At 71.3% G+C, this 25,864-nt stretch carries 15 protein-coding genes; 13 read left to right on the top strand and 2 right to left on the bottom strand.

What is annotated here, in order from left to right:
• The first annotated feature begins 370 nt into the window (after window positions 1-370).
• The 7 genes from ACIHCL_RS08185 to ACIHCL_RS08155 all read left to right on the top strand — a co-directional run bounded on the left by ACIHCL_RS08185 (window position 371) and on the right by ACIHCL_RS08155 (window position 9,806).
• Entirely contained in the window at window positions 371-2,323 is a 1,953-nt protein-coding gene (locus ACIHCL_RS08185) for an ABC transporter ATP-binding protein (protein ID WP_399858379.1), read from the top strand.
• Window positions 2,320-4,212 (top strand): ABC transporter ATP-binding protein, encoded by a 1,893-nt coding sequence (locus ACIHCL_RS08180; RefSeq protein ID WP_399858376.1) that lies wholly within the window; start codon window positions 2,320-2,322, stop codon window positions 4,210-4,212. Before ACIHCL_RS08185 ends, ACIHCL_RS08180 begins: the two co-directional genes overlap by 4 nt.
• Before the next feature lie 443 nt (window positions 4,213-4,655).
• On the top strand, window positions 4,656-5,174 hold the full coding sequence (locus ACIHCL_RS08175; protein WP_399858372.1) for a cupin domain-containing protein: 519 nt from the start codon (window positions 4,656-4,658) through the stop codon (window positions 5,172-5,174).
• A 315-nt stretch (window positions 5,175-5,489) separates the two neighbouring features.
• The gene (locus tag ACIHCL_RS08170; RefSeq protein ID WP_399858371.1) at window positions 5,490-6,368 is read left to right on the top strand and encodes a Scr1 family TA system antitoxin-like transcriptional regulator; all 879 of its coding nucleotides are present in this window, start codon (window positions 5,490-5,492) and stop codon (window positions 6,366-6,368) included.
• Window positions 6,365-6,568: a DUF397 domain-containing protein gene (locus tag ACIHCL_RS08165; protein WP_399858368.1), complete on the top strand. Its 204-nt coding sequence runs from the start codon at window positions 6,365-6,367 to the stop codon at window positions 6,566-6,568. The genes ACIHCL_RS08170 and ACIHCL_RS08165 overlap by 4 nt, the downstream gene beginning before the upstream one ends.
• Before the next feature lie 248 nt (window positions 6,569-6,816).
• Complete coding sequence (locus tag ACIHCL_RS08160; RefSeq protein ID WP_399858366.1) at window positions 6,817-7,362, top strand: GNAT family N-acetyltransferase; 546 nt, start codon at window positions 6,817-6,819, stop codon at window positions 7,360-7,362.
• Between the two features lie 410 nt (window positions 7,363-7,772).
• Window positions 7,773-9,806, top strand: coding sequence for a M4 family metallopeptidase (locus ACIHCL_RS08155; protein ID WP_399858364.1), 2,034 nt, complete (start codon window positions 7,773-7,775; stop codon window positions 9,804-9,806).
• A gap of 133 nt (window positions 9,807-9,939) precedes the next feature.
• Here the strand turns inward: ACIHCL_RS08155 and glgP are convergent, their stop codons facing one another.
• Window positions 9,940-12,564: an alpha-glucan family phosphorylase gene (glgP, locus tag ACIHCL_RS08150; RefSeq protein ID WP_399858362.1), complete on the bottom strand. Its 2,625-nt coding sequence runs from the start codon at window positions 12,562-12,564 to the stop codon at window positions 9,940-9,942.
• 590 nt (window positions 12,565-13,154) lie between these two features.
• Between glgP and ACIHCL_RS08145 the strand changes: the two genes are divergently transcribed.
• From ACIHCL_RS08145 to glgB, 4 genes are all read left to right on the top strand, one after another.
• Complete coding sequence (locus ACIHCL_RS08145) at window positions 13,155-15,227, top strand: maltotransferase domain-containing protein (protein ID WP_399858360.1); 2,073 nt, start codon at window positions 13,155-13,157, stop codon at window positions 15,225-15,227.
• Window positions 15,224-16,930: a maltose alpha-D-glucosyltransferase gene (treS, locus tag ACIHCL_RS08140; protein ID WP_399858357.1), complete on the top strand. Its 1,707-nt coding sequence runs from the start codon at window positions 15,224-15,226 to the stop codon at window positions 16,928-16,930. Before ACIHCL_RS08145 ends, treS begins: the two co-directional genes overlap by 4 nt.
• A 349-nt stretch (window positions 16,931-17,279) precedes the next feature.
• Window positions 17,280-18,680 (top strand): maltokinase, encoded by a 1,401-nt coding sequence (locus ACIHCL_RS08135; protein WP_399858356.1) that lies wholly within the window; start codon window positions 17,280-17,282, stop codon window positions 18,678-18,680.
• A 135-nt stretch (window positions 18,681-18,815) separates the two neighbouring features.
• Window positions 18,816-21,362: a 1,4-alpha-glucan branching enzyme gene (gene glgB / locus ACIHCL_RS08130; RefSeq protein ID WP_399858353.1), complete on the top strand. Its 2,547-nt coding sequence runs from the start codon at window positions 18,816-18,818 to the stop codon at window positions 21,360-21,362.
• A gap of 255 nt (window positions 21,363-21,617) precedes the next feature.
• On the opposite strand, the gene ACIHCL_RS08125 is transcribed toward glgB, so the two are convergent.
• On the bottom strand, window positions 21,618-22,976 hold the full coding sequence (locus ACIHCL_RS08125; protein ID WP_399858350.1) for a cation:dicarboxylate symporter family transporter: 1,359 nt from the start codon (window positions 22,974-22,976) through the stop codon (window positions 21,618-21,620).
• Between the two features lie 169 nt (window positions 22,977-23,145).
• Between ACIHCL_RS08125 and ACIHCL_RS08120 the strand changes: the two genes are divergently transcribed.
• Window positions 23,146-24,954 (top strand): ATP-binding protein, encoded by a 1,809-nt coding sequence (locus tag ACIHCL_RS08120; protein ID WP_399858348.1) that lies wholly within the window; start codon window positions 23,146-23,148, stop codon window positions 24,952-24,954.
• Window positions 24,951-25,622 (top strand): response regulator, encoded by a 672-nt coding sequence (locus ACIHCL_RS08115; RefSeq protein ID WP_399858345.1) that lies wholly within the window; start codon window positions 24,951-24,953, stop codon window positions 25,620-25,622. Before ACIHCL_RS08120 ends, ACIHCL_RS08115 begins: the two co-directional genes overlap by 4 nt.
• Window positions 25,623-25,864 lie beyond the last annotated feature (242 nt).

The following is a 25,864-nucleotide window of genomic DNA, read 5'->3' as shown; positions in this document are numbered from 1 at the left end:
CACCCGTTCACCGCGGGCCGCCCGCCGTACGCCTTGCACAGGCCGCCGACTTCGATGACGACCGTGCTCACGAGCATCGGGACGGACGGGGCGCCGCACCATCCGTTCCTCGCGCTCGAAGGCGGCATCGTCCGATCGGTCGACCAGGACGTACGACCCTGGCCGCGCGTCCGGGCCGGGGGCCGGGAGGCGAGCCGGGTGCCGGGAGGCCAGCCGGGTGCCGGGGGCCGGGAGGCCAGCCGGGGGCCGGTGCCGACGGCGTTCGGCACCCGGGGCGGAGCGCGTTCCGGCCGGGCCCGATGCCGCGTCACCGCGCTTCGACGGAAAACCATATGAGCAAGGACGGCGGGGAACCGTAGGCTCGCTTCTGATGCCCGAAAAACACACAGAGCCCGAGGTCCGGTCCACCGTGCGCTCCCTTCTGCGGCTGTGGCCCTATGTGAAGCCGGTACGCAAGCGCCTGTTCAGCGCCGCTGCGGTCGCCATCGCCGCGTCCTGCGTGGGCCTGGTGATCCCGCTCGTACTGAAGTGGATGGTCGACGGACCGGTTGCGGACCGGGACCCCGGCGGCGTCTGGCTCGGTGCGCTGTACCTGCTGTTGCTGGGCCTCGCCGAGGCGGGTCTCTTCGGTTTGCGGCGCTGGCTGGTGGCCCGGCCGATGGCCGGGGTCGAGGCGTCGATGCGGGCCGACCTGTACCGGCACCTCCAACGGCTGCCGGTGGCGTTCCACGACCGCTGGCCTTCCGGGCAGCTGCTCTCGCGCGCGACGACGGACCTGATGCTGCTGCGGATGTTCCTGGTCTTCCCGCTGATCTTCCTGGTGGTCAACGGCACGACGATCCTGGTCGGTTTCGTCATCCTGCTGATGCAGCAGTGGACGCTGGGGCTGGTGCTGCTCGCTCCGGTGGTGCCGCTGATGATCGTCTGCTTGGTCTTCGAGACGAAGTACTCGACCGTGGCGCGCAGGGCCCAGGACCAGGTCGGCGACCTGACCACGGTGGTCGAGGAGAGCGTCCTGGGCATCCGCATCATCAAGGGCTTCGGCCGGCACCGCAGCCAGGCCCGCGCGTTCCGCGCGCTCTCCGAGCGGCTGCGGGGCACGGAACTGCGCAAGGCGCGGCTGCTCGCGGGCATCTGGGGCGTCATCACCACCGTGCCCGAGCTGGCCATCGGGGCGGCACTGGTCCTCGGCACGATCCAGGTCGCCGACGGCGGGCTCTCGGCGGGCACCCTCGTGGCCTTCCTCTCCACGGCCCTCGCGCTGCGGTGGCCCATCGAGTCCATCGGCTTCCTGCTCGCGATGAGCCAGGAGTCGGCGACGGCGACCGAGCGCTACTTCGAGGTGATGGACGTGGCGGAGGAGACCGACGAGCCGGTCGGGACGGCCGAGCCGGTGAGCACGTCCGAGCCCCGGCATGCGGCCGGGTCGGCCGGTGCCTCTTCCGCCCCGCAAGACACTCCCGCTCCCCCGGACGCTCCCGCTCCCGATCCGGCCCACGACACCCACGGTGGAATGGTGTTCGACGGGGTGGAGTTCCGCTATCCCGACGTCGATCCCGGTTCCGTGCCCGTGCTGTCCCGGATCGATCTCCGCATCCGTCCGGGCGAGACGATGGCCCTGGTCGGCGCCACCGGCTCCGGAAAGACCACGCTCACCGCCCTCGTGCCCCGTCTGTACGAGGCCACCGCCGGGCGGATCACGCTCGACGGCAGGGACATCGGCGCCATGACCCGGCAGGAGCTGCGCGGGCTGGTGTCGGTGGCCTTCGAGGAGCCGACGCTGTTCTCCGCGACCGTCGGGGAGAACGTGCTGATGGGCGCCGAGGGCGCCGGGCTGGACGAGCTGCGGCGGGCCCTGGCGGTCGCGCAGGCCGACTTCGTGTACGACCTGCCCGACGGCCTCGACACCCAGGTGGGCGAGCAGGGGCTCAGCCTCTCCGGGGGTCAGCGGCAGCGGCTGGCGTTGGCCCGTGCCGTGGTCGGCCGGCCCCGCTTCCTGGTGCTCGACGATCCGCTCTCCGCCCTGGACGTGCACACGGAGGCGCTGGTGGAGGCCGCGCTGCGGCGGGTGCTGGAGGAGACGACGGCGATCGTGGTCGCGCACCGGCCGTCCACCGTGATGCTCGCGGACCGGGTGGCGCTGCTCACCGAGGGCCGGATCGCCGCGGTCGGCACCCACCAGGAGCTGCTGCGCACCAGCGCGGAGTACGCCCGGCTGATGTCGGGCGGCTCCGACGGGGCGGAGCAGGACGCCTTCCCCGCCCCGCCCACCGACGGCCGCCTCGTGCCGGACGTCCCCGCCGAGAAGGGCCGCACCCGATGACCAGTACGACGACCGGCCCCGCCGACCGGCCCGACGCGCGGAGCGCGCCCGAGGCCCCGCCCTCGTCCGAGGACGGCAAGGTCCCTGCGCGGGAGGCCGGGGACCGGTTCGACCGGGACGACCTGCCCACTCCCCCCGGGGCGACCCGCACACTGCTGCTGTCACTGCTCCAGCCGCACCGGATCCGGGTGCTGGTGTCGGCGCTGCTTCTGCTGGTCCAGCAGGTGGCGGTGCAGGCGGGCCCGCTGCTCGTCGCGTACGCCATCGACAGCGGCGTGCCCGCCTTCCGCGACGCGGACTACGGACCGCTGATCGCGGTGGCCGTCGGGTACGCGCTGTGCTCGGCGGTCGCGGGAGGCATGCAGTACGCCTTCATCGTGGTGTCCGCCCGGATCAACCAGGACGTGCTGCTCGATCTGCGCGGGCGGATCTTCCGGCACGCGCAGGCGCTGAGCGTGGACTTCCACGAGCGCTACACCTCGGGTCGGCTGATCTCCCGTGCCACCACGGACGTGGAATCGCTGCGGGAGCTGCTCAGCGAGGGGCTCCAGGAACTGATCATGGTGATCCTGTCGTTCGTCTCCATCTCGCTGATGCTGCTCTGGCTGGACTTCGGTCTCGGCGCGACGGCGGTGCTCTCCTTCGTACCCCTGTATCTGCTGGTGCGCCTCTACCAGCGGCGGGCCGGGGTGCTCTACACGGCGCGGTCCACGGCGATCGCCTCGGTCATCGTGAAGTTCGCCGAGTCGATGAACGGCATCCGCCCCGTCCAGGCATTCCGCCGGGAAAGCCTCAACGACGCGCACTTCCACAAGCTCAACGCCACGCACCAGTGGGCGAACGGCAGCGCCACACTGGAGATGGCCCGCTATGTCATCGGCTCCCGGCTGGTCGCCAACACGGCGGTCGCGGGCATCGTGCTGTGGGGCGCGTACCGGGTCGCGTCGGGCACCCTGGCGCTCGGCGTGCTGGCCGCGGCCGTGCTGTACCTGCGTCGGCTGTACGACCCGATCGACCGGCTGGGCATGTTCCTCAACTCCTACCAGTCGGCGGCGGCTTCGCTGGCGAAGATCGCGGGTCTGCTGGCCCAGACCCCGTCCGTTCCCGAGCCGCCGCACCCGAAGGAGCTGCCCGCCCTCACGGGTGAGCACCCGGGCCGCGAGGTCGTCTTCGACTCGGTGCGCTTCGCGTATCGCACGGGCGGCGAGGTGCTGCCCCGCTTCGATCTGACGATCCCGGCCGGGCAGACCGTGGCCGTGGTCGGTTCGACGGGCGCCGGCAAGTCGACGCTGGCCAAGCTGCTGGCCCGCTTCTACGACCCCTCCGGCGGCCGGGTGCTGCTGGACGGCATCGACCTGCGGGATCTGGCGGTGCCCGAGTTGCGGCGCGGCGTGGTGATGGTGACGCAGGAGGCGTTCCTGTTCTCCGGGACGGTCGCCGAGAACATCGCGATCGGCAGCCCGGACGCGACCCGCGAGGACATCGAGCGGGCGGCGCGGGCGATCGGCGCGCACGAGTTCATCGCCGGTCTGCCCGAGGGATACGACACGGACGTACGCAAGCGGGGCGGCCGGATCTCGGCCGGTCAGCGCCAACTCGTCGCGTTCGCCCGCGCGTTGCTGGCGAACCCGTCGGTGCTGATCCTGGACGAGGCGACGAGTTCGCTGGACATCCCCGGGGAACGGGCGGTGCAGCGCGCCATGGACACGGTCCTGCACGGGCGTACGGCGGTGGTGATCGCCCACCGCCTGTCGACGGTGGAGATCGCGGACCGAGTGCTGGTGATGGAGCACGGCCGCGTCGTCGAGGACGGCTCGCCCAGCGAACTCATCGGCGGCACGGGCAGGTTCGCGGGTCTGCACCGCGCGTGGCGGGAGAGCCTGGCCTGACGTCCCCGGTCGCGGGATCCCGCCGGCTCCGACAACGCGACACAGGCGCGCTGGTGCCGCACCCGTCACCGCATGGACACTGTTGGCGCATCCAGGGCTGAGCGTGACGTCGGTCTTCATGACCCGTTGTGGTCGTGAAGACCGACGTTGTCGGAGAGGGTGTCGGTATCGCTGCGCGCGCCTCAACGCCTGGTGGACCGAGACTCCACGAGCCCTCACACGAATGTCACGCCTGGCAGCCCTACGGCCACCACCTAATGCCGGGAGCGGCAGTGTTCGCCCGACGTGGCAAGCGTTGCCGGGAGCGGCGCCAGTCCTGCGGTACTAGATCCTCAGTCCTCGGTCCTCAGTCCAGGCCGGACCAAGACCGTCCGCAAGCCCGATGCCACCTTCTGGAGGCGGGAGCCACCATGCTGGTGAAGACCTGCCGAGAGGAGCGCATCGTGTCGTACCCGGAATACCTGGAGTACCCGGAAGCCCGCTACCACGGCAACAAGGGCGAAGTGAACGCGGCCTTCCGCCCGGCCGACACCCCGCCGGACATCTCTTCACCCGGCGCCTTGACCCACTACCTCGCCACCAACGAGTCGACCGGCGGCGAGTTCGGCCTGTACAAGGTGGAGCTGGGTGCACGGTCCGCTGGAGCCGAAACCCACTTCCACAAGGCGATGTCGGAGTCCTTCTACATCCTCTCCGGCGAACTGGAGCTCTACAACGGCGAGAAGTGGGTCACGGGCCGCGTGGGCGACTTCCTGTACGTACCGGTCGGCGGCCTGCACGCCTTCAAGAACGTGACCGACGAGCCCATGTCCATGCTCATGCTCTTCTCCCCGGGCGCCCCTCGCGAGGAATACTTCGAGCGGGTTGCGGAGATGACGCAGCGCGGTGGCGAGGAACTCAAGCAGTTTCGCATCCGGCACGACAGCTACTTCCTGGAAGACATCGAGCCCGGGAAGGGGTAGTTCGGGGCCGTTGCAGGGCCATCGCTCCCCCGCCGCGACGGCTACCACCAGGGCGCGCCCGGCCTGTACCAGTTCGCCAACGGTGTCCCGCACGTCACGGGGGCGGCGCCGCGCACACCCTGCCGGGCGACGAGACGAAAGGCCGTCCGCAAGGGCACCAGAGCGCCACCCCGTACTCCGCGTCAGCGTACGGGCACACGGAGTGGACTCTCTCGTTGACTTTCCGTAACGATGATGGAGTCGGGTACGAGCACCGGGACGACACGAAGTCCCCCTTGCTCGAACGGAGTTGCGGGCCAGGGGAAGGCGGTACCAGTGGTGACGGACGGTGCGGGGGCAGGCAGTGGATTCATCAGCGGCCAACTCGCCTGCGGGGGCGAACCGCAGGCGCCGGACAGCCTGAAGGCGTTCGGCGAGGTCGTCAAAGCGTTCCGTAGGCGGGCGCGGCTGACGCAGGAGGAATTCGCCCCGCGGGTCCGGTACTCGGTCCCCATGGTGGCCTCCATCGAGCAGGGCCGCCGGTTTCCCTCGCATGAGTTCGTGGAGCGCGCGGAAGAGGTCCTGGACGCGTTCGGGGCGCTGCGGGGTGCGGCACGCCATCTGGCGCGGCGGCCGGGGCTGGCGAGTTGGTTCCGGCAGTGGGCGGGCATCGAGGCGAACGCGGTGAGCCTGTACACGTACGAGTGCCGCGTGGTGCCGGGCCTGTTGCAGACGGAGGCGTACACGCGGGCGGTGTCGCTCAGCGTGCCGCCGCTGCCGGACGAGGAGGAGCTGAACGCGCGCGTCGCGGTACGCCTGGACCGCCAGGACCTGCTGGCCACGAACCGGAGGCCGCCGACGGCGTTCAGCTTCATCGTGGAACAGGCGGTGCTGGAACGGCACACGGGCGGGGAGGATGTGACGCGGGAACTGTTCGACCATGTCCTGGAGGTGATCGAGCGGCACTGGAACGTCGAGTTCCAGCTGATGCCGCTGCGGCAGCCGGTGCACGCGGGGCTGGACGGGCCGCTTCAGCTGGCAGAGACACCGGAACATCGGTGGTTCGGGTACTCGGAGGGGCAGGAAAACGGGCGATTCATCACCGATCCGAAGGAGATCAGCCGTCTCCACCAGCGTTATGCTTCACTGCGCTCACAGGCTCTGCCCCCCGAGGATTCCCTCAGCCTGTTGAAGCGAATGCGAGGAGCGCTATGAGCACGTCCGAACTGACCTGGTTCAAGAGCAGTTACAGCGGCTCGCAGGGCGACAGCTGCGTCGAGGTGGCGCTGTCCGGCTGCCTCCAGGAACCGATCGCGGCCGTCCACGTACGGGACTCCAAGCTGGACAGGAGCCCCCGACTCACCCTCAACCCCGTTGCCTGGCAGAGCTTCCTCTCCTACGCCGCCCGGGACTGAGAGCTCCACACCACGCACGCGAGCAACGCCATGCCCTCGTTGCCCGGCCCCGCCACCCGCGCACCGCGGCGATGGCGGGGCCGGCCGGAACACCGACGCCCTGCCACCTTCCTGCCCGGCCCCGGGCCGTCCACCCCAGGCCCTCCACGCCGGTCGGCGAGACGCCCGCGCCATGCCCTCCGCCCGGGCCGACCGAAGCTCTCCAAATCCGTTTCCGGGCGCGATGATCGATCCGTAGGGTGCGCACCGTGGACACCACCTACCAACACCTCGACGCCTCCGACGCCGACGCTCTGGCCGACTTCCTGCTCCATGAGACATGGCCGTTCCACGGACCGACGGCGCTCGACCGTGACGCCATCCACCGACGGGTCCGCGACGGTTTCTACAACGGTGACGACAGCCGGACCTTCTGGATCACCGAGGACGGTGAAAGGGTCGGGCTGATCAGGCTGTTCGATCTGGCCGACGTGCCCCGAGGAGGCGCGCCGCTGTTCGACCTCAGGATCGGCCGGGCCCACCGCGGGCGGGGGCTCGGCGGACGTGCCCTGGCCTGGCTGACGCGCTACTTGTTCACCGAGTTTCCCGGTCTCCGGCGGATCGAGGGGCACACGCGCCAGGACAACCGAGCGATGCGCCGCGCCTTTCGTTCCGGGGCCTATGTGAAGGAGGCGCACCACCGCGACGCCTGGCCCGGCGAGGAGGGGCGCGTCCATGACGCGGTCGGATACGCGATCCTGCGCCGCGACTGGCTCTCCGGTGTGACGACTCCGCCCGACTGGCACGACGAGTAGCCGCCGGGGCCTGAAGTCGCCGCCGCACGACTCCGGTCGGCGTACGGGCCCCGGGCCGCATCGGCCACCGTCGACGCAGGGAAAGAATTCAGCCACATCCCACACCATCTCGGCCAGCCGGGAACCTCCGCCACCCCACCCGATGTTCGAATACGGACGCCCCGCCCCGACCCGTCCCGCGCTTCGGATTCAGCCGGTACGGGCCCCTCCGTGGCGACACGGCACGAGTCGGTGAAACGTCCGCTTAACGAACATGGTCTTTCCGGCAACGAACGAGAACCGGCCAAGTTGTTGACGCGCCCCTGACAGACGCACCTTCCGGCTGACACTCTTCACCCCGTTCTGCGCACTTCTCAATCGCCGGCCCGCTGACACCCACCGGCCGGTACCCCCCTGCAGAAGGAGTTCGCGTGAGATCCACGCCCAGCCGTCGCGCCACCGCGACCGGCGCTCTGATAGCCGCAGCAGCGCTTCTCGCCGTCGGAGTCCAGGCCGGCACGGCCACCGCCACCCCCAGCGACACCGCCGCGGCGGCGACCGCCGGGGCCAAGTTCGGTGCGCTGGCCAAGCAGCTCAGCCCCTCCCAGCGTGCGGAGCTGATCCGGGAGGCCGACGCGACCAAGGCGGACACGGCCAAGGAGCTCGGTCTCGGCTCCCAGGAGAAGCTCGTCGTCAAGGACGTCGTCCAGGACAACGACGGCACCACGCACACGCGTTACGAGCGCACCTTCGCCGGACTCCCGGTGCTCGGCGGCGACCTGGTCGTCAAGGAGTCCAAGTCCGGTGCGACCCAGAGCATCACCAAGGCGTCCGAGGTCACCAGCAGCCAGCTGAAGGCCGTCGACACCAAGGCCGATATCGCGCCCACCGTCGCCGAGAAGCAGGCGCTCGGGCTCGCCAAGGCCGACGGGTCGAAGAAGACCGAGGCCGAACAGGCGCCCCGCAAGGTGGTCTGGATGGCGCAGGGCAAGCCGCAGCTCGCCTACGAGACCGTCGTCGGCGGTCTTCAGGAGGACGGCACGCCGAACGAGCTGCACGTCATCACGGACGCCACCACCGGCGCGAAGCTGCACGAGTGGCAGGCCGTCCACAACGGCGTCGGCAACACCCAGTACAGCGGCCAGGTCACCCTCGGCACCTCGGGTTCGTACACGCTGACGGACGCGGGCCGCGGCAACCACAAGACGTACAACCTGAACCGCGGCACCTCCGGCACCGGGACCCTGTTCTCGAACACCTCGGACGTGTGGGGCAACGGAACACCGCAGAACGCCGAGACGGCCGCCGCCGACGCGCACTACGGCGCGGCGGAGACCTGGGACTACTACAAGAACGTCCACGGCCGCACCGGCATCCGGGGCGACGGCGTCGGCGCGTACTCCCGCGTCCACTACGGCAACAACTACGTCAACGCGTTCTGGCAGGACAGCTGCTTCTGCATGACGTACGGCGACGGCAGCGGCAACGCGAAGCCGCTGACCTCCCTGGACGTGGCCGCCCACGAGATGACGCACGGTGTCACCGCCAACACCGCGGGGCTGATCTACAGCGGCGAGTCCGGCGGCCTCAACGAGGCGACCAGCGACATCTTCGCCACCGCCGTGGAGTTCTACGCCAACAACGCCTCCGACAAGGGCGACTACCTCATCGGCGAGAAGATCGACATCAACGGCAACGGCACCCCGCTGCGCTACATGGACAAGCCGAGCAGGGACGGCATGTCCAAGGACGCCTGGTACTCGGGCATCGGTGGCATCGACGTCCACTACTCCTCGGGTCCGGCGAACCACTTCTTCTACCTGCTCTCCGAGGGCAGCGGCAAGAAGACCATCAACGGCGTCGACTACGACTCGCCGACCTCCGACGGCCTGCCGGTGACCGGCATCGGCATCGACAAGGCCGCGAAGATCTGGTTCCGGGCGCTCAGCACCAAGTTCACCTCCACGACCAACTACGCGGCGGCCCGCACCGGCACCCTCGCCGCAGCCGGTGAGCTGTACGGCGCCACCAGCGCCGAGTACAAGGCGGTCGCGGACGCCTGGGCCGGCATCAACGTCGGCTCGCGCCCCGGTGACGGCGGCGAGCCCAACCCCGGCGGCAAGGTCTTCGAGAACAGCGCCAAGGTCGCCATCCCGGACCGCGGCTCGGCCGTCACCACCTCGGTCAACGTCACCGGTGTCACGGGCAACGCGCCCAGCAACCTCAAGGTCGGCGTGGACATCTCCCACACCTACCGCGGTGACCTGGTCATCGACCTCGTCGCCCCGGACGGCGCGACCTTCCGGCTGAAGAACGCCCAGCTCGGCGACTGGGCGGCCAACGTCGTGGAGACCTACACGGTCAATGCCTCGTCCAAGGTCGCCAACGGCACCTGGAAGCTCAAGGTCCAGGACCTCTACTACGGCGACACGGGCACCATCAACGCTTTCAAGCTGACTTTCTGATTTCTCGTCAGCGCCTGGGACCGCACGGCACACCCTGAGGACCCTGTTCCGGGCCACCGGTCCGGGGACGACCGCCCGGGAGGAGCATCCGACTCCTCCCGGGCGGTTCGCCGTACGCGGCGCGGGGCCGGTCTCAGCGCATGAGCAGGCCCGCCCCGTCCCCGGCCGCCTCGGCGGGCAGGGCCACCAGGCCGAGTTCGGCGCCGACCGCGAGCAGCGGATGCGCGGGCAGCACCCGCACCGTGTACCCGTACGGACCGGTGCGGTCCAGGACCAGCGGCCCCTCGTAGAGCCAGCGGCCCTCCAGGTCCTGCCCGCCGGTGGGCTTCAACGGAAGGATCCGGGCGTCCGAGATCCCGTCGGCGGCGTCCACCCGACCGGCCACCGCCTGCACCTCCACGTCGTCCGGCTCCAGCGGCCCGAGGGCGATCCTGGTCCGCAGCAGCAGTGTCAAGCCCAGTTCGGCCGAATCGGCGGCGGTCTCGGGTGCCTCGGCCGCCACATGGTCCACGGCGACCTCCGGCCACGCGGCGCGGACCTCGGCCTTCCAGTCGGCGAGGCGGCGGGCCGCCCGCCGGTCCATCGCCCGCTGTGCGAGCGCCGCCGGCGCGTACAGCCGCTCCACGTACTCCGCCACCATGCGCCCGGCGAGGACCTTGGGGCCGAGATCGCGCAGCGTCCGCCGGACCATCTCGATCCAGCGCCCCGGCAGCCCCTCGCCGTCGCGGTCGTAGAAGCGCGGCGCGATCCGGTCCTCGATCAGCTCGTAGAGCGCGCCCGCCTCCAGATCGTCGCGGCGGTCCTCGTCCGCGGCCAGTCCGTCGGCGGTGGGGATCGCCCAGCCGAAGTCCGGCTCGTACCACTCGTCCCACCAGCCGTCGAGAACCGAGAGGTTGAGGCAGCCGTTGAGGGCGGCCTTCATGCCGCTGGTGCCGCACGCCTCCAGGGGACGCAGCGGGTTGTTGAGCCAGATGTCGCAGCCCGGGTAGAGCTTCTGTGCCAGGGCCATGCCGTAGTCGGGCAGGAACACGATGCGGTGGCGGACCCGGGGGTCGTCGGAGAACCGCACCAGCTCCCGCACCAGCCGTTTCCCGCCGTCGTCGGCGGGGTGGGCCTTGCCCGCGACGACGATCTGGACCGGGCGCTCGGGGTGGAGCAGCAGTTCCCTGAGCCGGTCGCGGTCGCGCAGCATCAGGGTCAGCCTCTTGTACGAGGGCACGCGTCGGGCGAAGCCGATCGTGAGGACGTCCGGGTCGAGCACGCCGTCGATCCAGCCGAGTTCGGCCGGCTCCGCGCCCCGGTCGCGCCATGAGACGCGGAGCCGTGCGCGGACCTCGTCGACCAGTTGGGCGCGCACGTCCCGGCGCAGGTCCCAGAGTTCACGGTCGGGGATGTCGTGGGCGCCGTCCCATTGGGCGGTGGCGCCGTCCCAGCGTCCGGGCGACCCGCCGTAACGGCCGCGCAGCCGGAGGATCTCGGGGGCGACCCAGGTGGGCGCGTGGACGCCGTTGGTCACGGAGGTGATGGGCACCTCCTCGGCGTCGAAGCCCGGCCACAGCCCGGCGAACATCTCCCGGCTGACCTGCCCGTGGAGGGTGGAGACGCCGTTGGCCCGCTGGGCCAGCCGCAGCCCCATCACCGCCATGTTGAAGAGGCGCGGCTCCCCACCGGGGTAGGTCTCCGTGCCGAGGTCCAGGATGTGTTCGACGTCCACGCCCGGCAGTTCACCGTCGTCGCCGAAGTGCCGGGCGACGAGTTCGCGGTCGAAGCGGTCGATCCCGGCGGGCACGGGCGTGTGGGTGGTGAAGACCGTGCCGGCCCGCACGTACTCCACGGCGGCGTCGAAGTCGAGTCCGGCGTCGGCGAGTTCACGGATGCGTTCGAGTCCGAGGAACCCGGCGTGCCCCTCGTTGGTGTGGAACACCTCGGGTGCCGGATGGCCGGTGAGGCGGCAGTACGTCCGCACCGCCCGTACCCCGCCGATGCCGAGCAGCATCTCCTGGAGCAGGCGGTGCTCGCTGCCACCGCCGTAGAGCCGGTCGGTCACTTCGCGTTCGCCGGGCGCGTTCTCCTCCACCGCGGAGTCCAGCATCAGCAGCGGTACCCGTCCTACCTGGGCCTGCCAGATGTGGGCGTGCAGCGTACGGCCGCCGGGCAGCGTGAGCACCACCCGGCCGGGGCTTCCGTCGGCCTCGCGGAGCTGGGTGAGCGGCAGCTCGTCCGGGTCGAGCACGGGGTAGTGCTCCTGCTGCCAGCCGTCGCGGGACAGGCTCTGGCGGAAGTAGCCGTGCCGGTAGAGCAGGCCGACGGCGACGAGCGGGACGCCCAGGTCGCTGGCGGCCTTCAGGTGGTCGCCGGCGAGGATGCCGAGCCCGCCGGAGTACTGGGGCAGGGCGGCGGTGATGCCGAACTCGGGCGAGAAGTAGGCGATCGCGGTCGGGAGCTCGACGTCCCGGCCGAGCTGTTCCTGGTACCACCTGGGCCCGTCCAGGTAGTTCCTGAGGTCCGCGGAGGCCTCGGCCAGCCGGTGCAGGAACTGCTCGTCCGCCGCCAGCTCGGCGAGCCGTGCGGCGGACACGGTGCCGAGCATCCGCACGGGGTCGCACTCCGCCGTCCGCCGGATCTCCGGGTCGACGGCCTGGAAGAGTTCACGGGTCTCGGTGTGCCAGGACCAGCGCAGATTGCGGGCGAGGTCACTGAGCGGTCGAAGGGGGTCGGGGAGGACGGGACGCACGGTGAATCGACGAATGGCCTTCACGCCGTCCACCTTGACAGGGGACGTACCGTTCGCCGTGGACGCGCCGCGGCGTGCGCCGCGCCGTCACCCCCGCCCGCCCCGATGGCGCCCGGCTCCTGTCGCCCGTTCGGTGCCGCGGCCCGCCGCGGTCGGCGAGAACGCCGGGCCGTACGGGGGATCCCGCGACGGCGTACGAGGACGTCCCGGTGGCGCGCGGGTGCGCGGGGGCGGGCGCTGTACGGGATGTCCCGGTGGCGCACGGGTGCGCGGGGGCGGGCGGCCTACGGGGGCCCCGGCGTCACTCGGATGCGCGGGTGCGGCCCGATTGGGCGAATACGGCCACGGAACACCACGGAGACACGTCGATTCCGCCCGAATGCACCAACGCCCCGAAGCCGTGCGGACCTTTTCGCGCCCGCGCGTCATATCCGCGCCCGGCTGTTCGAGTGCCATTTGAGTGAATGCGAACAGAAGCGGCCACGCCCGCGCACCGCCAGCCGCCGACCGAGCGGTTAGAAAGGACGGACCCCTGTCGGTCGCGGTGGGCGCATTCGGCCCTCCGCGATACCGGCACGCCCTGCTCGGCCCGAGCCCCGTCCTCAGAGGATTCCATGACCGGTCGCATTCCCGTCCTCGACGTCCGCCCCCTCGTCGACTGCGGCAGAAGGCCCGCGAAGGCCGTTTCCGGTGAGACCTTCCAGGTCACCGCGACCGTCTTCGGCGAGGGGCACGGCGCCGTCGGCGCCCGTCTGGTCCTGCTGGACCCGAGCGGGCGGCCGGGCCCCTGGACGCCGATGCGCGAACTCGCTCCCGGCACCGACCGGTGGGGCGCCGATGTCACCCCGGACGCCGAGGGGCACTGGTCGTACACGGTCGAGGCGTGGAGCGACCCCATCGGCACCTGGCGGCAGGAGGCGGGCGTCAAGATCCCGGCGGGGATCGACACGGCGCTCGTGCTGGCGGAGGGCGCAGAGCTGCACGAGCGGGCCGCGGCGGGCGTACCCAAGCGGGACGCGCGCGAGGCCGTGCTGGCCGCGGCCGACGGGCTGCGCGACGCGTCGCGCCCGGCCGCCGCCCGGCTGGCCGCCGCGCTCGCCCCGGAGGTGCGGGCCGCGCTCGACCGTCACCCGCTGCGCGAACTGGTCACCGCCTCCGCCCCGCTCCCGCTGCTGGTCGAGCGCCGCAGGGCCCTGTTCGGTTCCTGGTACGAACTGTTCCCCCGCTCGGAGGGCGCCAGGATCGAACCTGCCGCACCGGGTGTATCCGGCGTACCGGGTGCACCTGGTGTACCGGGCGTGGACCGCGGGGCGGCCGGGACCACGACGGCCGCGCCCGCGTCCCGGGTCGTCAGCGGCACCTTCCGCACCGCCGCCGAGCGGCTGCCCGCGGTCGCCGCCATGGGGTTCGACGTGGTCTATCTGCCGCCGATCCACCCCATCGGCACCACCCATCGCAAGGGCCCCAACAACTCGCTGTCCGCCGCACCGCACGATGTCGGTGTGCCGTGGGCGATCGGTTCGGCTGCGGGCGGCCACGACGCCGTCCACCCGGATCTCGGCACCCTCGACGACTTCGACCATTTCGTCGCGACGGCCCACGGACTCCGTATGGAGATCGCGCTGGATTTCGCTCTCCAGTGTTCTCCCGACCATCCATGGGTCGCGGAGCACCCGGACTGGTTCCGGCACCGCGCGGACGGTTCGATCGCCTATGCCGAGAATCCGCCGAAGAAATACCAGGACATCTATCCGATCGCCTTCGACAAGGACATGCGCGGCCTGGTCGCGGAAACGACTCGCATTCTCCGTTTCTGGATGAAGCACGGTGTGCGGATCTTCCGGGTCGACAATCCGCACACCAAACCGGTGGTGTTCTGGGAGAAGGTGATCGTCGAGATCAACGGAACGGATCCGGATGTGATCTTCCTGGCCGAGGCGTTCACCCGGCCCGCGATGATGCGGACGCTCGCCGCCGTCGGCTTCCAGCAGTCCTACACGTATTTCACCTGGCGCGAGAGCAAACGGGAGATCACCGAATACGTCACGGAACTCGCTGGCGAGACCGCCCCGTTCATGCGCCCCAACTTCTTCGTGAACACCCCGGACATCCTGCCCGGCCATCTCCAGGACGGGGGCCGCCCGGCCTTCGAGGCGCGGGCCGTGCTCGCGGCGACCCTCTCCCCGTCCTGGGGTATGTACGCCGGCTATGAGCTGTGCGAGAACACACCGGTGCGCCCGGGAGGCGAGGAGTACCTGGATTCGGAGAAGTACCAGGTCCGGATCAGGGACTGGGAGGCGGCGGAGCGCGAGGGCCGTTCGCTGGCTCCGCTCATCACCCGTCTCAACCGCATCAGACGGCGTCATCCGGCGCTCCAGCAACTGCGTGATGTGCACTTCCACTCCGTCGACAACGACGCGGTGATCGCGTACAGCAAGCGTTCGGGGCCGGATGCCGTCGTGGTGGTCGTCAACCTCGACCCGCACCACACCCAGGAGGCCACAGTCTCGTTGGACATGGTGCGACTCGGCCTCGACCGGCACGAGAGCGTGCCGGTGCGCGACGAGCTCACCGGCGACACCTATCACTGGGGCAGGACCTTCTATGTGCGCCTGGAGCCGGGCGTCATGCCCGCGCACATCGCGGCCCTGCGACCGTCCCCGCCGACCGGAGGGTCACCCACATGATCGTCAACGAGCCAGTCCCCGACACATTCGAGGACACTCCCGCCAAGGACCGCGACCCCGACTGGTTCAAGCGCGCCGTCTTCTACGAGGTACTCGTCCGAACGTTCCAGGACTCCAACGGCGACGGCATCGGAGACCTCAAGGGCCTCACCGCCAAGCTGGACTACCTCCAGTGGCTGGGCGTCGACTGCCTATGGCTGCCGCCGTTCTTCAAGTCACCGCTGCGTGACGGCGGTTACGACGTCTCCGACTACACCGCCGTGCTGCCCGAGTTCGGCGACCTGGCCGACTTCGTCGAGTTCGTCGACGCCGCGCACCAGCGCGGCATGCGCGTGATCATCGACTTCGTCATGAACCACACGAGCGACCAGCACGAGTGGTTCCAGCAGTCCCGCAACGACCCGGACGGGCCGTACGGCGACTACTACGTCTGGGCCGACGACGACAAGCAGTTCCCGGACGCCCGGATCATCTTCGTCGACACGGAGACGTCGAACTGGACGTTCGACCCGGTGCGCAAGCAGTACTACTGGCACCGGTTCTTCTCCCACCAGCCCGACCTCAACTACGACAACCCCGCGGTGCAGGACGAGATCCTCGCCGCGCTGCGCTTCTGGCTGGACCTCGGCATCGACGGGTTCCGCCTGGACGCGGTGCCGTACCTGTACCAGCGCGAGGAGACCAACTGCGAGAACCTGCCGGAGACGCACACGTTCCTCAAGCGGGTCCGCAAAGAGATCGACGCGCACTACCCGGACACCGTGCTGCTCGCCGAGGCCAACCAGTGGCCGGAGGACGTCGTCGACTACTTCGGCGACTACCGCTCCGGCGGGGACGAGTGCCACATGGCGTTCCACTTCCCCGTGATGCCGCGGATCTTCATGGCGGTCCGGCGGGAGAGCCGCTACCCGGTCTCGGAAATCCTCGCGAAGACACCGGCGATCCCGAACAACTGCCAGTGGGGCATCTTCCTGCGCAACCACGACGAGCTCACCCTCGAAATGGTGACGGACGAAGAACGCGACTACATGTACGCGGAGTACGCCAAGGACCCCCGGATGCGCGCCAACATCGGCATCCGGCGGCGCCTGGCGCCCCTGCTGGACAACGACCGCAATCAGATCGAGCTGTTCACCGCGCTGCTGCTGTCCCTGCCCGGCTCCCCGATCCTCTACTACGGGGACGAGATCGGGATGGGCGACAACATCTGGCTGGGCGACCGGGACGCGGTGCGCACCCCGATGCAATGGACGCCCGACCGCAACGCGGGCTTCTCCTCCAGCGATCCGGGGCGGCTCTACCTCCCCACGATCATGGATCCGGTCTACGGCTACCAGGTCACCAACGTCGAGGCGTCGATGGCCTCCCCGTCGTCGCTGCTGCACTGGACCCGGCGGGTGATCGAGGTCCGCAAGCAGAACCCCGCCTTCGGTCTCGGCTCGTTCAACGAGCTGTCGTCGTCGAACCCGGCCGTGCTCGCCTTCACCCGTGAGTACGGGGACGACCTCGTACTGTGCGTGCACAACTTCTCGCGGTTCGCCCAGCCGACGGAGCTCGATCTCCGGTCGTACGAGGGGCGCCATCCGGTCGAACTGATCGGCGGGGTGCGTTTCCCGGCCATCGGTTCGCTGCCCTACCTGCTGACCCTGGCGGGGCACGGGTTCTACTGGTTCCGGCTGCGGAAGGACGCACCGTCCAGCTGACGGTGCGTCACACCCAGCACTGACCGCGGGGCGGTGTCCGCCGCCCCGCACGGAGGCGCACCCCCGCCCCGAACGCCCCCGGCCCCGCGGGATGACCGGCCCGGCCCGGCCCTGCCGGACCCGTCGCCGCCCTCTTCCCGGCCCGCCGCCCTTCCCCGGTGCTTCCGGCCCTGTCGGCCTTCCGGCCCCGCCTGCGCCGTCGGCCCCACCAGCCCCACCGGGTCCTCCCTCAAGCCGAGTCCGTACGGACCATCCTGACCCGACACGTCCCGCACAGCCGGACAGCAAATGCCGCAATCCGGGACACTCTTCGCATCCTGTGGTGTGCCCGGGGAAAGGACGCGTTGCCATGTCGGAGGCTGCATCCACTCGGGTCGCTCTGGCCGACAGCACAGCCCTGCTTCCGTCGCTCGCTCCCCTGCTGCATGAATGGCTGCCCCGGCAGCGGTGGTTCGCGGGCAAGGGACAGCCGATCAACGGCTTCTCGCTGGTGTCGGCGACCGAGATGCTGCCGGTGGACGCCCCCTCCGTGACCGTCGGTTCCGGAGCCGGGCTGCTTCACCTGCTGGTGCGGGCCCATCAGCCGTCCGCGCCCGCGCGGTGGCCCGCCGACTGCTACCAACTGCTGCTCGGAGTACGGGCGGCGCTGCCTCCCCCGCTGGCGCCCGCGCTCGTCGGCCGTCCGGCCGGCGGACCGCTCGCGGGCCGCGCGGTGTACGAGGGGCTGCACGACCCCCGCCTCGCGGCGCTCCTGCTGGAACGGCTGCGCACCCCCGGCACCCTCGGCGCGCTGCGCTTCGGCCGGGGCGGCGCCCCCATCGCGGCGGGACCGGCGCCGCGGGTGCTGGACGCCGAGCAGTCCAACACCTCGCTCGTCTACGGCGACGCCTACATCCTCAAGATCTTCCGCCGGGTGTTCCCCGGCACCAATCCCGATCTGGAACTCCCGCTGGCGCTCACCCGCGAGGGATGCGGGCGGGTGCCCGCCCCCATCGCCTGGTTCGAGGCCGCCGCACGACAACCGCTCACCCTCGGCGTTCTCCAGCCGTTCCTGCGCGGCGCGGAGGACGGCTGGCAGCTCGCCCTGCGCGCCCTCGCCCGGGGCCACGCCTTCACCGACGAGGCGCACGCCCTCGGCAGGGCCACCGCCGAGGTCCACACCGCGCTGGCCGCCGCGCTGCCCACGCCCGCCCTGCGCCCGGCGCAGACCGAGAATCTGGCGGCGGGGATGGTGCGGAGGCTGGAGGCCGCGGCGCGTGCGGTGCCCGCGCTCATGCCGTACGTGCCCGGTCTGCGTGCGGCGTTCGACGCGGTCGCCTCGCTCGGGGACCGGGACCGCGACCGGGCGGCCCAGCGGGTGCACGGCGACCTTCATCTCGGCCAGACCCTGCGGGCGGCCGACGGATTCTGGTCGCTGATCGACTTCGAGGGCGAACCCGCCAGGCCGCTGGCCGAGCGCCGCCGCCCCCAGCCACCGGTGCGCGATGTCGCCGGCATGCTCCGCTCCTTCGACTACGCGGCCCGCTCGCACCGGCCGTGGAACGCCGAGTGGGCAGCGCGCTGCCGGACCGCGTACTGCGAGGGGTACGCCGAGGCCGCGGGCGTCGACCCGCGCAGCGAACCGGAGCTGTTGCGCGCCCACGAGACCGACAAGGCGGTGTACGAGGTGTTGTACGAGGCACGGCACCGGCCCGACTGGCTACCGGTTCCGATGGCGGCGATCCACCGCCTGGCCACCGTCACCGAGTGAACGACCGGACGTCCGGTGCCGCGCCGCCTCCCCGCTCCGGCACTCGTCCGGCCCCCTCCCCGCTTCGGTCCCCCGCCGGCCCGGAACCTGTCCGCCCCGTTCGCTCCGCCCCCACCCGCGAAGGAGGCCGTCCCCGTGACCGCCGACCAACCGTCCACCCGCAAGCCGTCCGCCCACAAATCGTCCACTGGCAAGCCGTCCGTCGGCCCGCCCGCCGGGGAAGCGCCCACCACGCCCCGGGCGACCAGCACCCCGCTCACCCCGGCACCGGGCGTCAGGACATCTGCGAAGGCCGAGGCGCCCCCCGCGACCACGGCGAGCCCGGCGACCGCCGCCCCGGTCGCCTCCGCGGCCTCCGCCCCCGACGCCGCCGTCGCCGCCGTCGCATCCACGCCACCCCCATCGGCCCGGCGAAGGAGGTCCGCCGCCGGACGGACCGCACCGGCTCGTCCGCGCGCGCGAGGCTCCGGCGGTCAGGGGGTCCGCGAGGCGCACCCCCTCGACACCGGCGACCGGGCCCGGCTGCTCGCCGGGGAGCACCACGATCCGCACGCCCTGCTGGGCGCCCATCCGGTGCGCGGCGGGGTGGTCTTCCGGGTGCTGCGCCCGCACGCGCGGTCCGTGACCGTACGCGCCAAGGGTCTGCGGGCGCGGCTCCACGACGAGGGGGACGGGCTCTTCTCCGGGCTGCTGCCCATGCCGTCGCTGCCCGAGTACCGGTTGCAGGTGGCCTACGAGGACACCGAGATCGAGGCGCAGGACCCGTACCGCTTCCTGCCCGCGCTCGGCGAACTCGACCTGCATCTGATCGGCGAGGGGCGGCACGAGGAGCTGTGGACCGCACTCGGCGCGCACGTCATGGAGCACCAGGACGTGACGGGGACCCGGTTCACGGTCTGGGCCCCGGACGCACGCGGGGTGCGGGTGGTCGGGGACTTCGGCTTCTGGGACGGCACCGGCTTCCCGATGCGCTCGCTCGGCGCCAGCGGGGTGTGGGAGCTGTTCCTGCCCGGGATCGGTGAAGGCACGCTGTACAAGTTCGACATCTGCCGCCCCGACGGTTCGCACACCACGCGCGCCGACCCGATGGCGCGCCGTGCCGAGGTGCCGCCCGCGACCGCGTCGATCGTGACGGCCTCGCACCACGAGTGGCGGGACCGGGAGTGGATGGCGCACCGCGCGGACGTACCGGTGCACGAGGCCCCGTTCTCCGTGTACGAGGTGCATCTCCCGTCCTGGCGCCCCGGGCTGACCTACCGGCAACTCGCCGAGCAACTCCCCACTTACGTAAGGGAGCTGGGTTTCACGCACGTGGAGCTGATGCCGGTCGCCGAGCACCCCTTCGGCGGCTCCTGGGGCTACCAGGTGACCGGCTTCTACGCGCCGACGGCCCGCCTGGGCACCCCGGACGACTTCCGCCACCTCGTCGACGCCCTGCACCGGGCCGGAATCGGCGTGATCATGGACTGGGTGCCCGCGCACTTCCCGCGGGACGACTGGGCGCTCGCGGAGTTCGACGGCCGCCCGCTGTACGAGCACTCCGACCCGGCACGGGCCGCGCATCCGGACTGGGGCACGCTGGAGTTCGACTACGGGCGCAAGGAGGTGCGCAACTTCCTCGTGGCCAACGCGACGTACTGGTGCGAGGAGTTCCACATCGACGGGCTGCGGGTCGACGCGGTGGCCTCGATGCTGTACCTCGACTACTCGCGCGAGGACGGGCAGTGGTCCCCCAACCAACACGGGGGCCGGGAGAACCCGGACGCCGTCGCCTTCCTCCAGGAGATGAACGCCACCGTCTACCGGCGCAACCCCGGTGTCGTCACCATCGCCGAGGAGTCCACGGCCTGGGACGGCGTGACCCGCGCCACCCACCATGTCGGGCATGGTGGTTACGGCGGGCTGGGCTTCGGGCTGAAGTGGAACATGGGCTGGATGCACGACTCCCTCCAGTACATGACGAAGGAGCCGGTCCACCGCAAGTACCACCACGACGAGATGACGTTCTCGATGGTGTACGCGTACAGCGAGAACTACGTGCTGCCGATCTCGCACGACGAGGTGGTGCACGGCAAGCAGGCGCTGGTCAGCAAGATGCCCGGCGACTGGTGGCAGCGGCGTGCCAACCATCGCGCGTACCTCGGCTTCATGTGGGCCCATCCGGGCAAGCAACTCCTCTTCATGGGACAGGAGTTCGCCCAGGGGGCGGAATGGTCGCAGGAGCACGGACCGGAGTGGTGGCTGCTGGACCCGGCGTACGCGTCGGCGGACGACCACCGGGGCGTACGCACCCTGGTAGGCGACCTGAACGCGGTGTACCGCGCCACTCCCGCGCTGTGGCAGTGCGACACCGTGCCGGAGGGCTTCTCCTGGGTGGACGGCGGAGCGGCCGAGGACAATGTCTTCGCCTTCCTCCGCTACGACAGGCACGGTTCGCCGCTGCTGGCCGTCAGCAACTTCTCCCCGGTGGTGCGGCACGACTACCGCCTCGGCGTCCCGGATGTGCTCGGCAGTCAGTCGGAGTGGGCGGAGGCGCTCAACACGGACGCGGCGCGGTACGGCGGCAGCGATGTGTGCTGCCCCGACCCGCTGAAGGCCGAACCGGTGGCCGCGCACGGCCGCCCCGGAAGCCTGCTGCTGACGCTGCCACCGCTCGCCACGGTCTGGTTCCGGCCCGTGTGAGCACGGGGCGGCTCGTGCTCCGGGCGACATGAGGACGAGGCGGCTCGTGATCCGGCCCGTGCGGCCGGACGCGGAGCCCGTGAGCGACAGGAGCCGGGCGCGGGCCACGCGAAGGGCCGCCGCGGGAGGTCCCGCGGCGGGAGGTCCCGCGGCGGCCCTTGCGGTGACCGTCCGGCTCGTGTCTGAAGGAGGTGTGCCTTCGGTCCGGTGGCCCGGTGGTCCGGTGGCCCACCCGGCGGCCGGGTGGTCCTGTGCCTATGCCTTGGCCATGGCGTGTTCCTGGTCGCCGGCGCGCGGCTCCGGAACGCTCGCCTCCTCGCCGTCGTGACCCAGCATCCGCTCGTCCCACGGGAGCGCGCCGGAGAGGACCTGGTCCACCCGCCCCTTGTCGATCTCCCTGGTCCAGGTGCCGATCAGAACGGTGGCCACGGCGTTGCCCGCGAAGTTCGTCAGGGCGCGGGCCTCGCTCATGAAGCGGTCGATGCCGACGATGAGCCCGACGCCGTCGACCAGTTCGGGCCGGTGGGGCTGGAGACCGCCCGCGAGGGTGGCCAGACCCGCGCCGGTGACCCCGGCCGCCCCCTTGGACGCGATGACCATGAAGACCAGCAGCGAGATCTGCTCACCGGCGGTCAGCGGGTCGCCCAGCGCGTTGGCGATGAAGAGCGAGGACATCGTGAGGTAGATCGCGGTGCCGTCGAGGTTGAAGGAGTAGCCCGTCGGCACGGTGATGCCGACGACGGGCTTGCTGACTCCGAGGTGCTCCATCTTCGCGATGAGCCGCGGCAGCGCGGACTCCGAGGAGGAGGTGGAGAGGATCAGCAGGAACTCGCGTCCCAGATACTTCAGCAGGGCGATCAGATTGACCCCGGCGACCAGGCGCAGGATGGTGCCGAGCACCACGAAGACGAAGATCGCGCAGGTGAGGTAGAAGCCGATCATGATCACGGCGAGGGACTTCAGCGCGTCGACGCCGGTCTCGCCCACCACGGCCGCCATCGCGCCGAACGCGCCGACCGGGGCCACCCACATGATCATGGCGAGGATGCGGAAGACCAGGCGCTGGATGTGGCCGATGCCGCGCAGCACCGGTTCGCCCGCCGCTCCCATGGCCTGGAGCGCGAAGCCCGCGAGCAGGGCGATCAGCAGAGTTTGGAGCACCTGGCCCTCGGTGAAGGCGGAGACGATCGTGGTGGGGATGATGCCGAGCAGGAAGTCCGCGGTGGACTCGCTCGCGCCCGCCGCCTGCTTCTCACCCGCGGCACGCACCGCCTCGGTGAGGTGCAGGCCCTGGCCGGGCTCCAGGAAGTTGCCGACGAGCAGGCCGATGGAGAGCGCCACCGTCGACATGACCAGGAAGTAACCGAGGGCGAGTCCGCCGACCGCGCCGACCTTGGCGGCCTTGCGCACCGATCCGACGCCCAGCACGATCGTGCAGAAGATGATCGGCGAGATCATCATCTTGATGAGGTTGACGAAACCGGTGCCGATCGGCTTGAGCTCGACGGCGACGCCCGGGGCCGTCAAGCCCACCAGAATGCCGAGCGCCACGGCCGCGATGACGGCCAGATACAGATAGTGCGTACGGTCCCGCCTGGCTGCTGCCACTCCCACGGGGGGTTCTCCTCGGCTCGTCCGGGTCGCTCCCCCGTCCCCGGGGGCGCCAGGGTCGTCCGGCACATCGGGGCCGGAAAAACCCTCGGCGAATATCTCGCTCCCTGTGAGGGCGGTCACTGTTGCGTACATTTCGTTTACATGTTTCCGGCCAGGCAGACTGGGCGGCATGCGTCTGTTCCGTACCCGTCCGCGCAGCCTGGCCGGCCAGCTCTTCGCCATGCAGGTGGTGCTGGTCGCCGCGGTGGTGGCGGGGTGCGCGTTCTTCGCGTACGCCTCCGGCCGGGCGCAGGCGGAGGAGACTGCGGCCCGGCAGGTCCGGGCGGCGGCGCTGGCGATCGCGGGCTCCCCGTCCGTGCGGGAGGCGATCCGCGCCCCGGACCCGTCCGTCGCGCTCCAGCCCTACGCGGAGCAGGTCCGCAGGGACACCGGGATCGCCTTCGTCACGATCATGTCGCCGGAACGGATCCGCTGGACGCATCCCGACACCGGCCGGATCGGGGAGGAGTTCCTCGGTCACACCGCGCAGGCGCTGCGCGGTGAGACGTTCACCGAGACCTACGCCGGCACCCTCGGGCCCTCGATCCGGGTCGTCACCCCGGTCCGGGACGGCGGCAGGATCACCGGACTGGTCAGCGCGGGCATCACGGTCGAGCGGATCTCCTCGCAGGTGCGTGCGGAGCTGAGGGCGCTGGGCCTGGCCGCGGGCGGAGCGCTGGCGCTCGGCGGCCTCGGCACGTACGTGATCAACGCCCGGCTCCGCCGGCACACCCACGGCATGAACGCGGCCGAGCTGAGCCGGATGCACGACTACCACCAGGCCACGCTGCACGCGGTGCGTGAAGGGCTGCTGATGCTCGACGGGCAGCGCCGGATCGCGCTGATCAACGACGCGGGCCGGGAACTGCTCGGGCTGGGACGGGACGTCCTGGGGCGCGGGGTCGCCGATCTGTCGCTTCCGGCGCCGCTGACCGGGGCGTTGCTCGCCTCCGAGGAGCGGGTCGACGAGCTGCATCTGACGGCGGACCGGGTGATCGTGGTCAACACCCGCCCGGTGGTGGGCGGTGAGCGGCGCGGTACCGTCGTGACGCTGCGCGATCACACCGAACTCCAGTCGATGTCCGGCGAGTTGGACTCCGAGCGCGGGTTCACCCAGGCGTTGCGCTCACAGGCGCACGAGGCGGCGAACCGGCTGCACACCGTCGTCTCGCTGATCGAACTGGGCCGGGCCGAGGAGGCGGTCGGCTTCGCCACCGCCGAACTGGAGTCGGCCCAGGCCCTCACCGACCGGGTGGTGGGCGCGGTCGGCGAACCGGTGCTGGCGGCGCTGCTGTTGGGCAAGGCGGCCCAGGCGAACGAGCGGGGGGTGGAGTTGGTGCTCGCGGACGACAGCATGATCGACGACGGCGCCCTGCCCACGACCCTGCTGGACCGGGATCTGGTGACGATCCTCGGCAACCTGATCGACAACGCGGTGGACGCGGTGTCGGAGGCGGCGGCCGATCCGGTCCTGCCGGGCGCATCCGGTTCGCCGGCTCCCCCGTCCGTGCCCGACGCATCCGATCCGGCCGCACCCGCAGCCGTGCCCGACGCATCCGCTTCCCCCCGGTCGGCATCCGTGCCCGGCCCGCGCGTCGGGGAACCACGGCGACCCTCGGGCGACGCGCGCCCGACCCGGTCGGGGCGGCCCAGGGTCACCGTCACCGCTCTGGCCGAGGAGGACGAGTTGCTGCTGAGGGTCGCCGACACCGGGGCGGGCATCCATCCGGACGACGTCCCCGTCGTGTTCGACCGGGGCTGGTCCACGCACGGCGCGGGCCGGGGGATCGGACTGGCCCTGGTGCGGCAGGCGGTGCGCCGCAACGGCGGGACGGTGAAACTGGACCGCGGCCCGGAGGGCGGTGCCCGGTTCACGGTCCGGCTGCCGCTGGCCTCGGGCGACCGGGCGAAGAGCGCCGCCGGGGAGGTCGTGCCGTGATCCGGGTCCTGGTGGTCGAGGACGACCCCGTCGCCGCGGACGCCCACCGGCTGTACGTGGGCCGCGTCCCCGGCTTCGAGGTGGCCGCGGTCGCGCACTCGCGCGCGGAGGCGGTGCGGGCGCTGGACCGGGCGCCGGTCGATCTGCTGCTCCTGGACCTGTACCTGCCGGACGGGTACGGCCTGCACCTGCTGCGTTCGCTGCGCGCGGCCGGGCACTCGGCGGACGTCATCGCGGTGACCTCGGCACGCGATCTGTCGGTGGTCCGGGAAGGGGTGTCGCTCGGTGTCGTCCAGTACGTGCTGAAACCGTTCACCTTCGCCACGCTGCGCGACCGGCTCGTCCGTTACGCCGAGTTCCGCACGGCGGCCGGTGAGGCGAGCGGTCAGGACGAGGTGGACCGCGCGCTCGGAGTGCTGCGCGCGCCGCAGCCGAACCGACTGCCGAAGGGGCTGAGCGGCCCGACTCTGGAGGCCGTCGTCCGCGTCCTGCGGGACTCGGACGGTGTGACGGCGGGGTCGGCCGGGGCCGAGCTGGGCATCTCACGGATCACCGCACGCCGCTATCTGGAACACCTGGTGACGACGGGACGCGCGGTGCGCAGCCCTCAGTACGGCCAGGTCGGCCGCCCGGAACTGCGCTACCGCTGGGTGCGCCGGGACCACTGACCCCGCGCGCGGACGGCGGCATCGGCCGCCGGGCGGGTCTTCGGCCCTCCGCGCCGGAGCACCGGCCGGGCCGGACCGCCCGCGTACCGGAACAGGGCCGCCCGCGTGCCGGAACGGGTCCGACCGAGTACCGGCACAGGACTTCCGTACCGGCCCAGTGCCCTCCGCACGGCATGGCCCCATCCGTGCGGGCACGGCACCTGGCCACCCGGCGTGGGCCTTCCGCGCGGCCCAGTGCCGGG

The organism is Streptomyces sp. NPDC052042 (genome assembly GCF_044548345.1).
In the GTDB taxonomy this organism is placed as follows: domain Bacteria; phylum Actinomycetota; class Actinomycetes; order Streptomycetales; family Streptomycetaceae; genus Streptomyces.
This window is presented reverse-complemented; position numbering and strand designations above follow the sequence as displayed.

Bases quoted from the DNA above. Each gene is read 5' to 3' on its own strand.
- ACIHCL_RS08145 (WP_399858360.1), top strand. From the start codon at position 13,155: ATGACCGGTCGCATTCCCGTCCTCGACGTCCGCCCCCTCGTCGACTGC.
- ACIHCL_RS08135 (WP_399858356.1), top strand. From the start codon at position 17,280: ATGTCGGAGGCTGCATCCACTCGGGTCGCTCTGGCCGACAGCACAGCC.
- ACIHCL_RS08185 (WP_399858379.1), top strand. From the start codon at position 371: ATGCCCGAAAAACACACAGAGCCCGAGGTCCGGTCCACCGTGCGCTCC.
- ACIHCL_RS08165 (WP_399858368.1), top strand. From the start codon at position 6,365: ATGAGCACGTCCGAACTGACCTGGTTCAAGAGCAGTTACAGCGGCTCG.
- ACIHCL_RS08120 (WP_399858348.1), top strand. From the start codon at position 23,146: ATGCGTCTGTTCCGTACCCGTCCGCGCAGCCTGGCCGGCCAGCTCTTC.
- ACIHCL_RS08180 (WP_399858376.1), top strand. From the start codon at position 2,320: ATGACCAGTACGACGACCGGCCCCGCCGACCGGCCCGACGCGCGGAGC.
- treS (WP_399858357.1), top strand. From the start codon at position 15,224: ATGATCGTCAACGAGCCAGTCCCCGACACATTCGAGGACACTCCCGCC.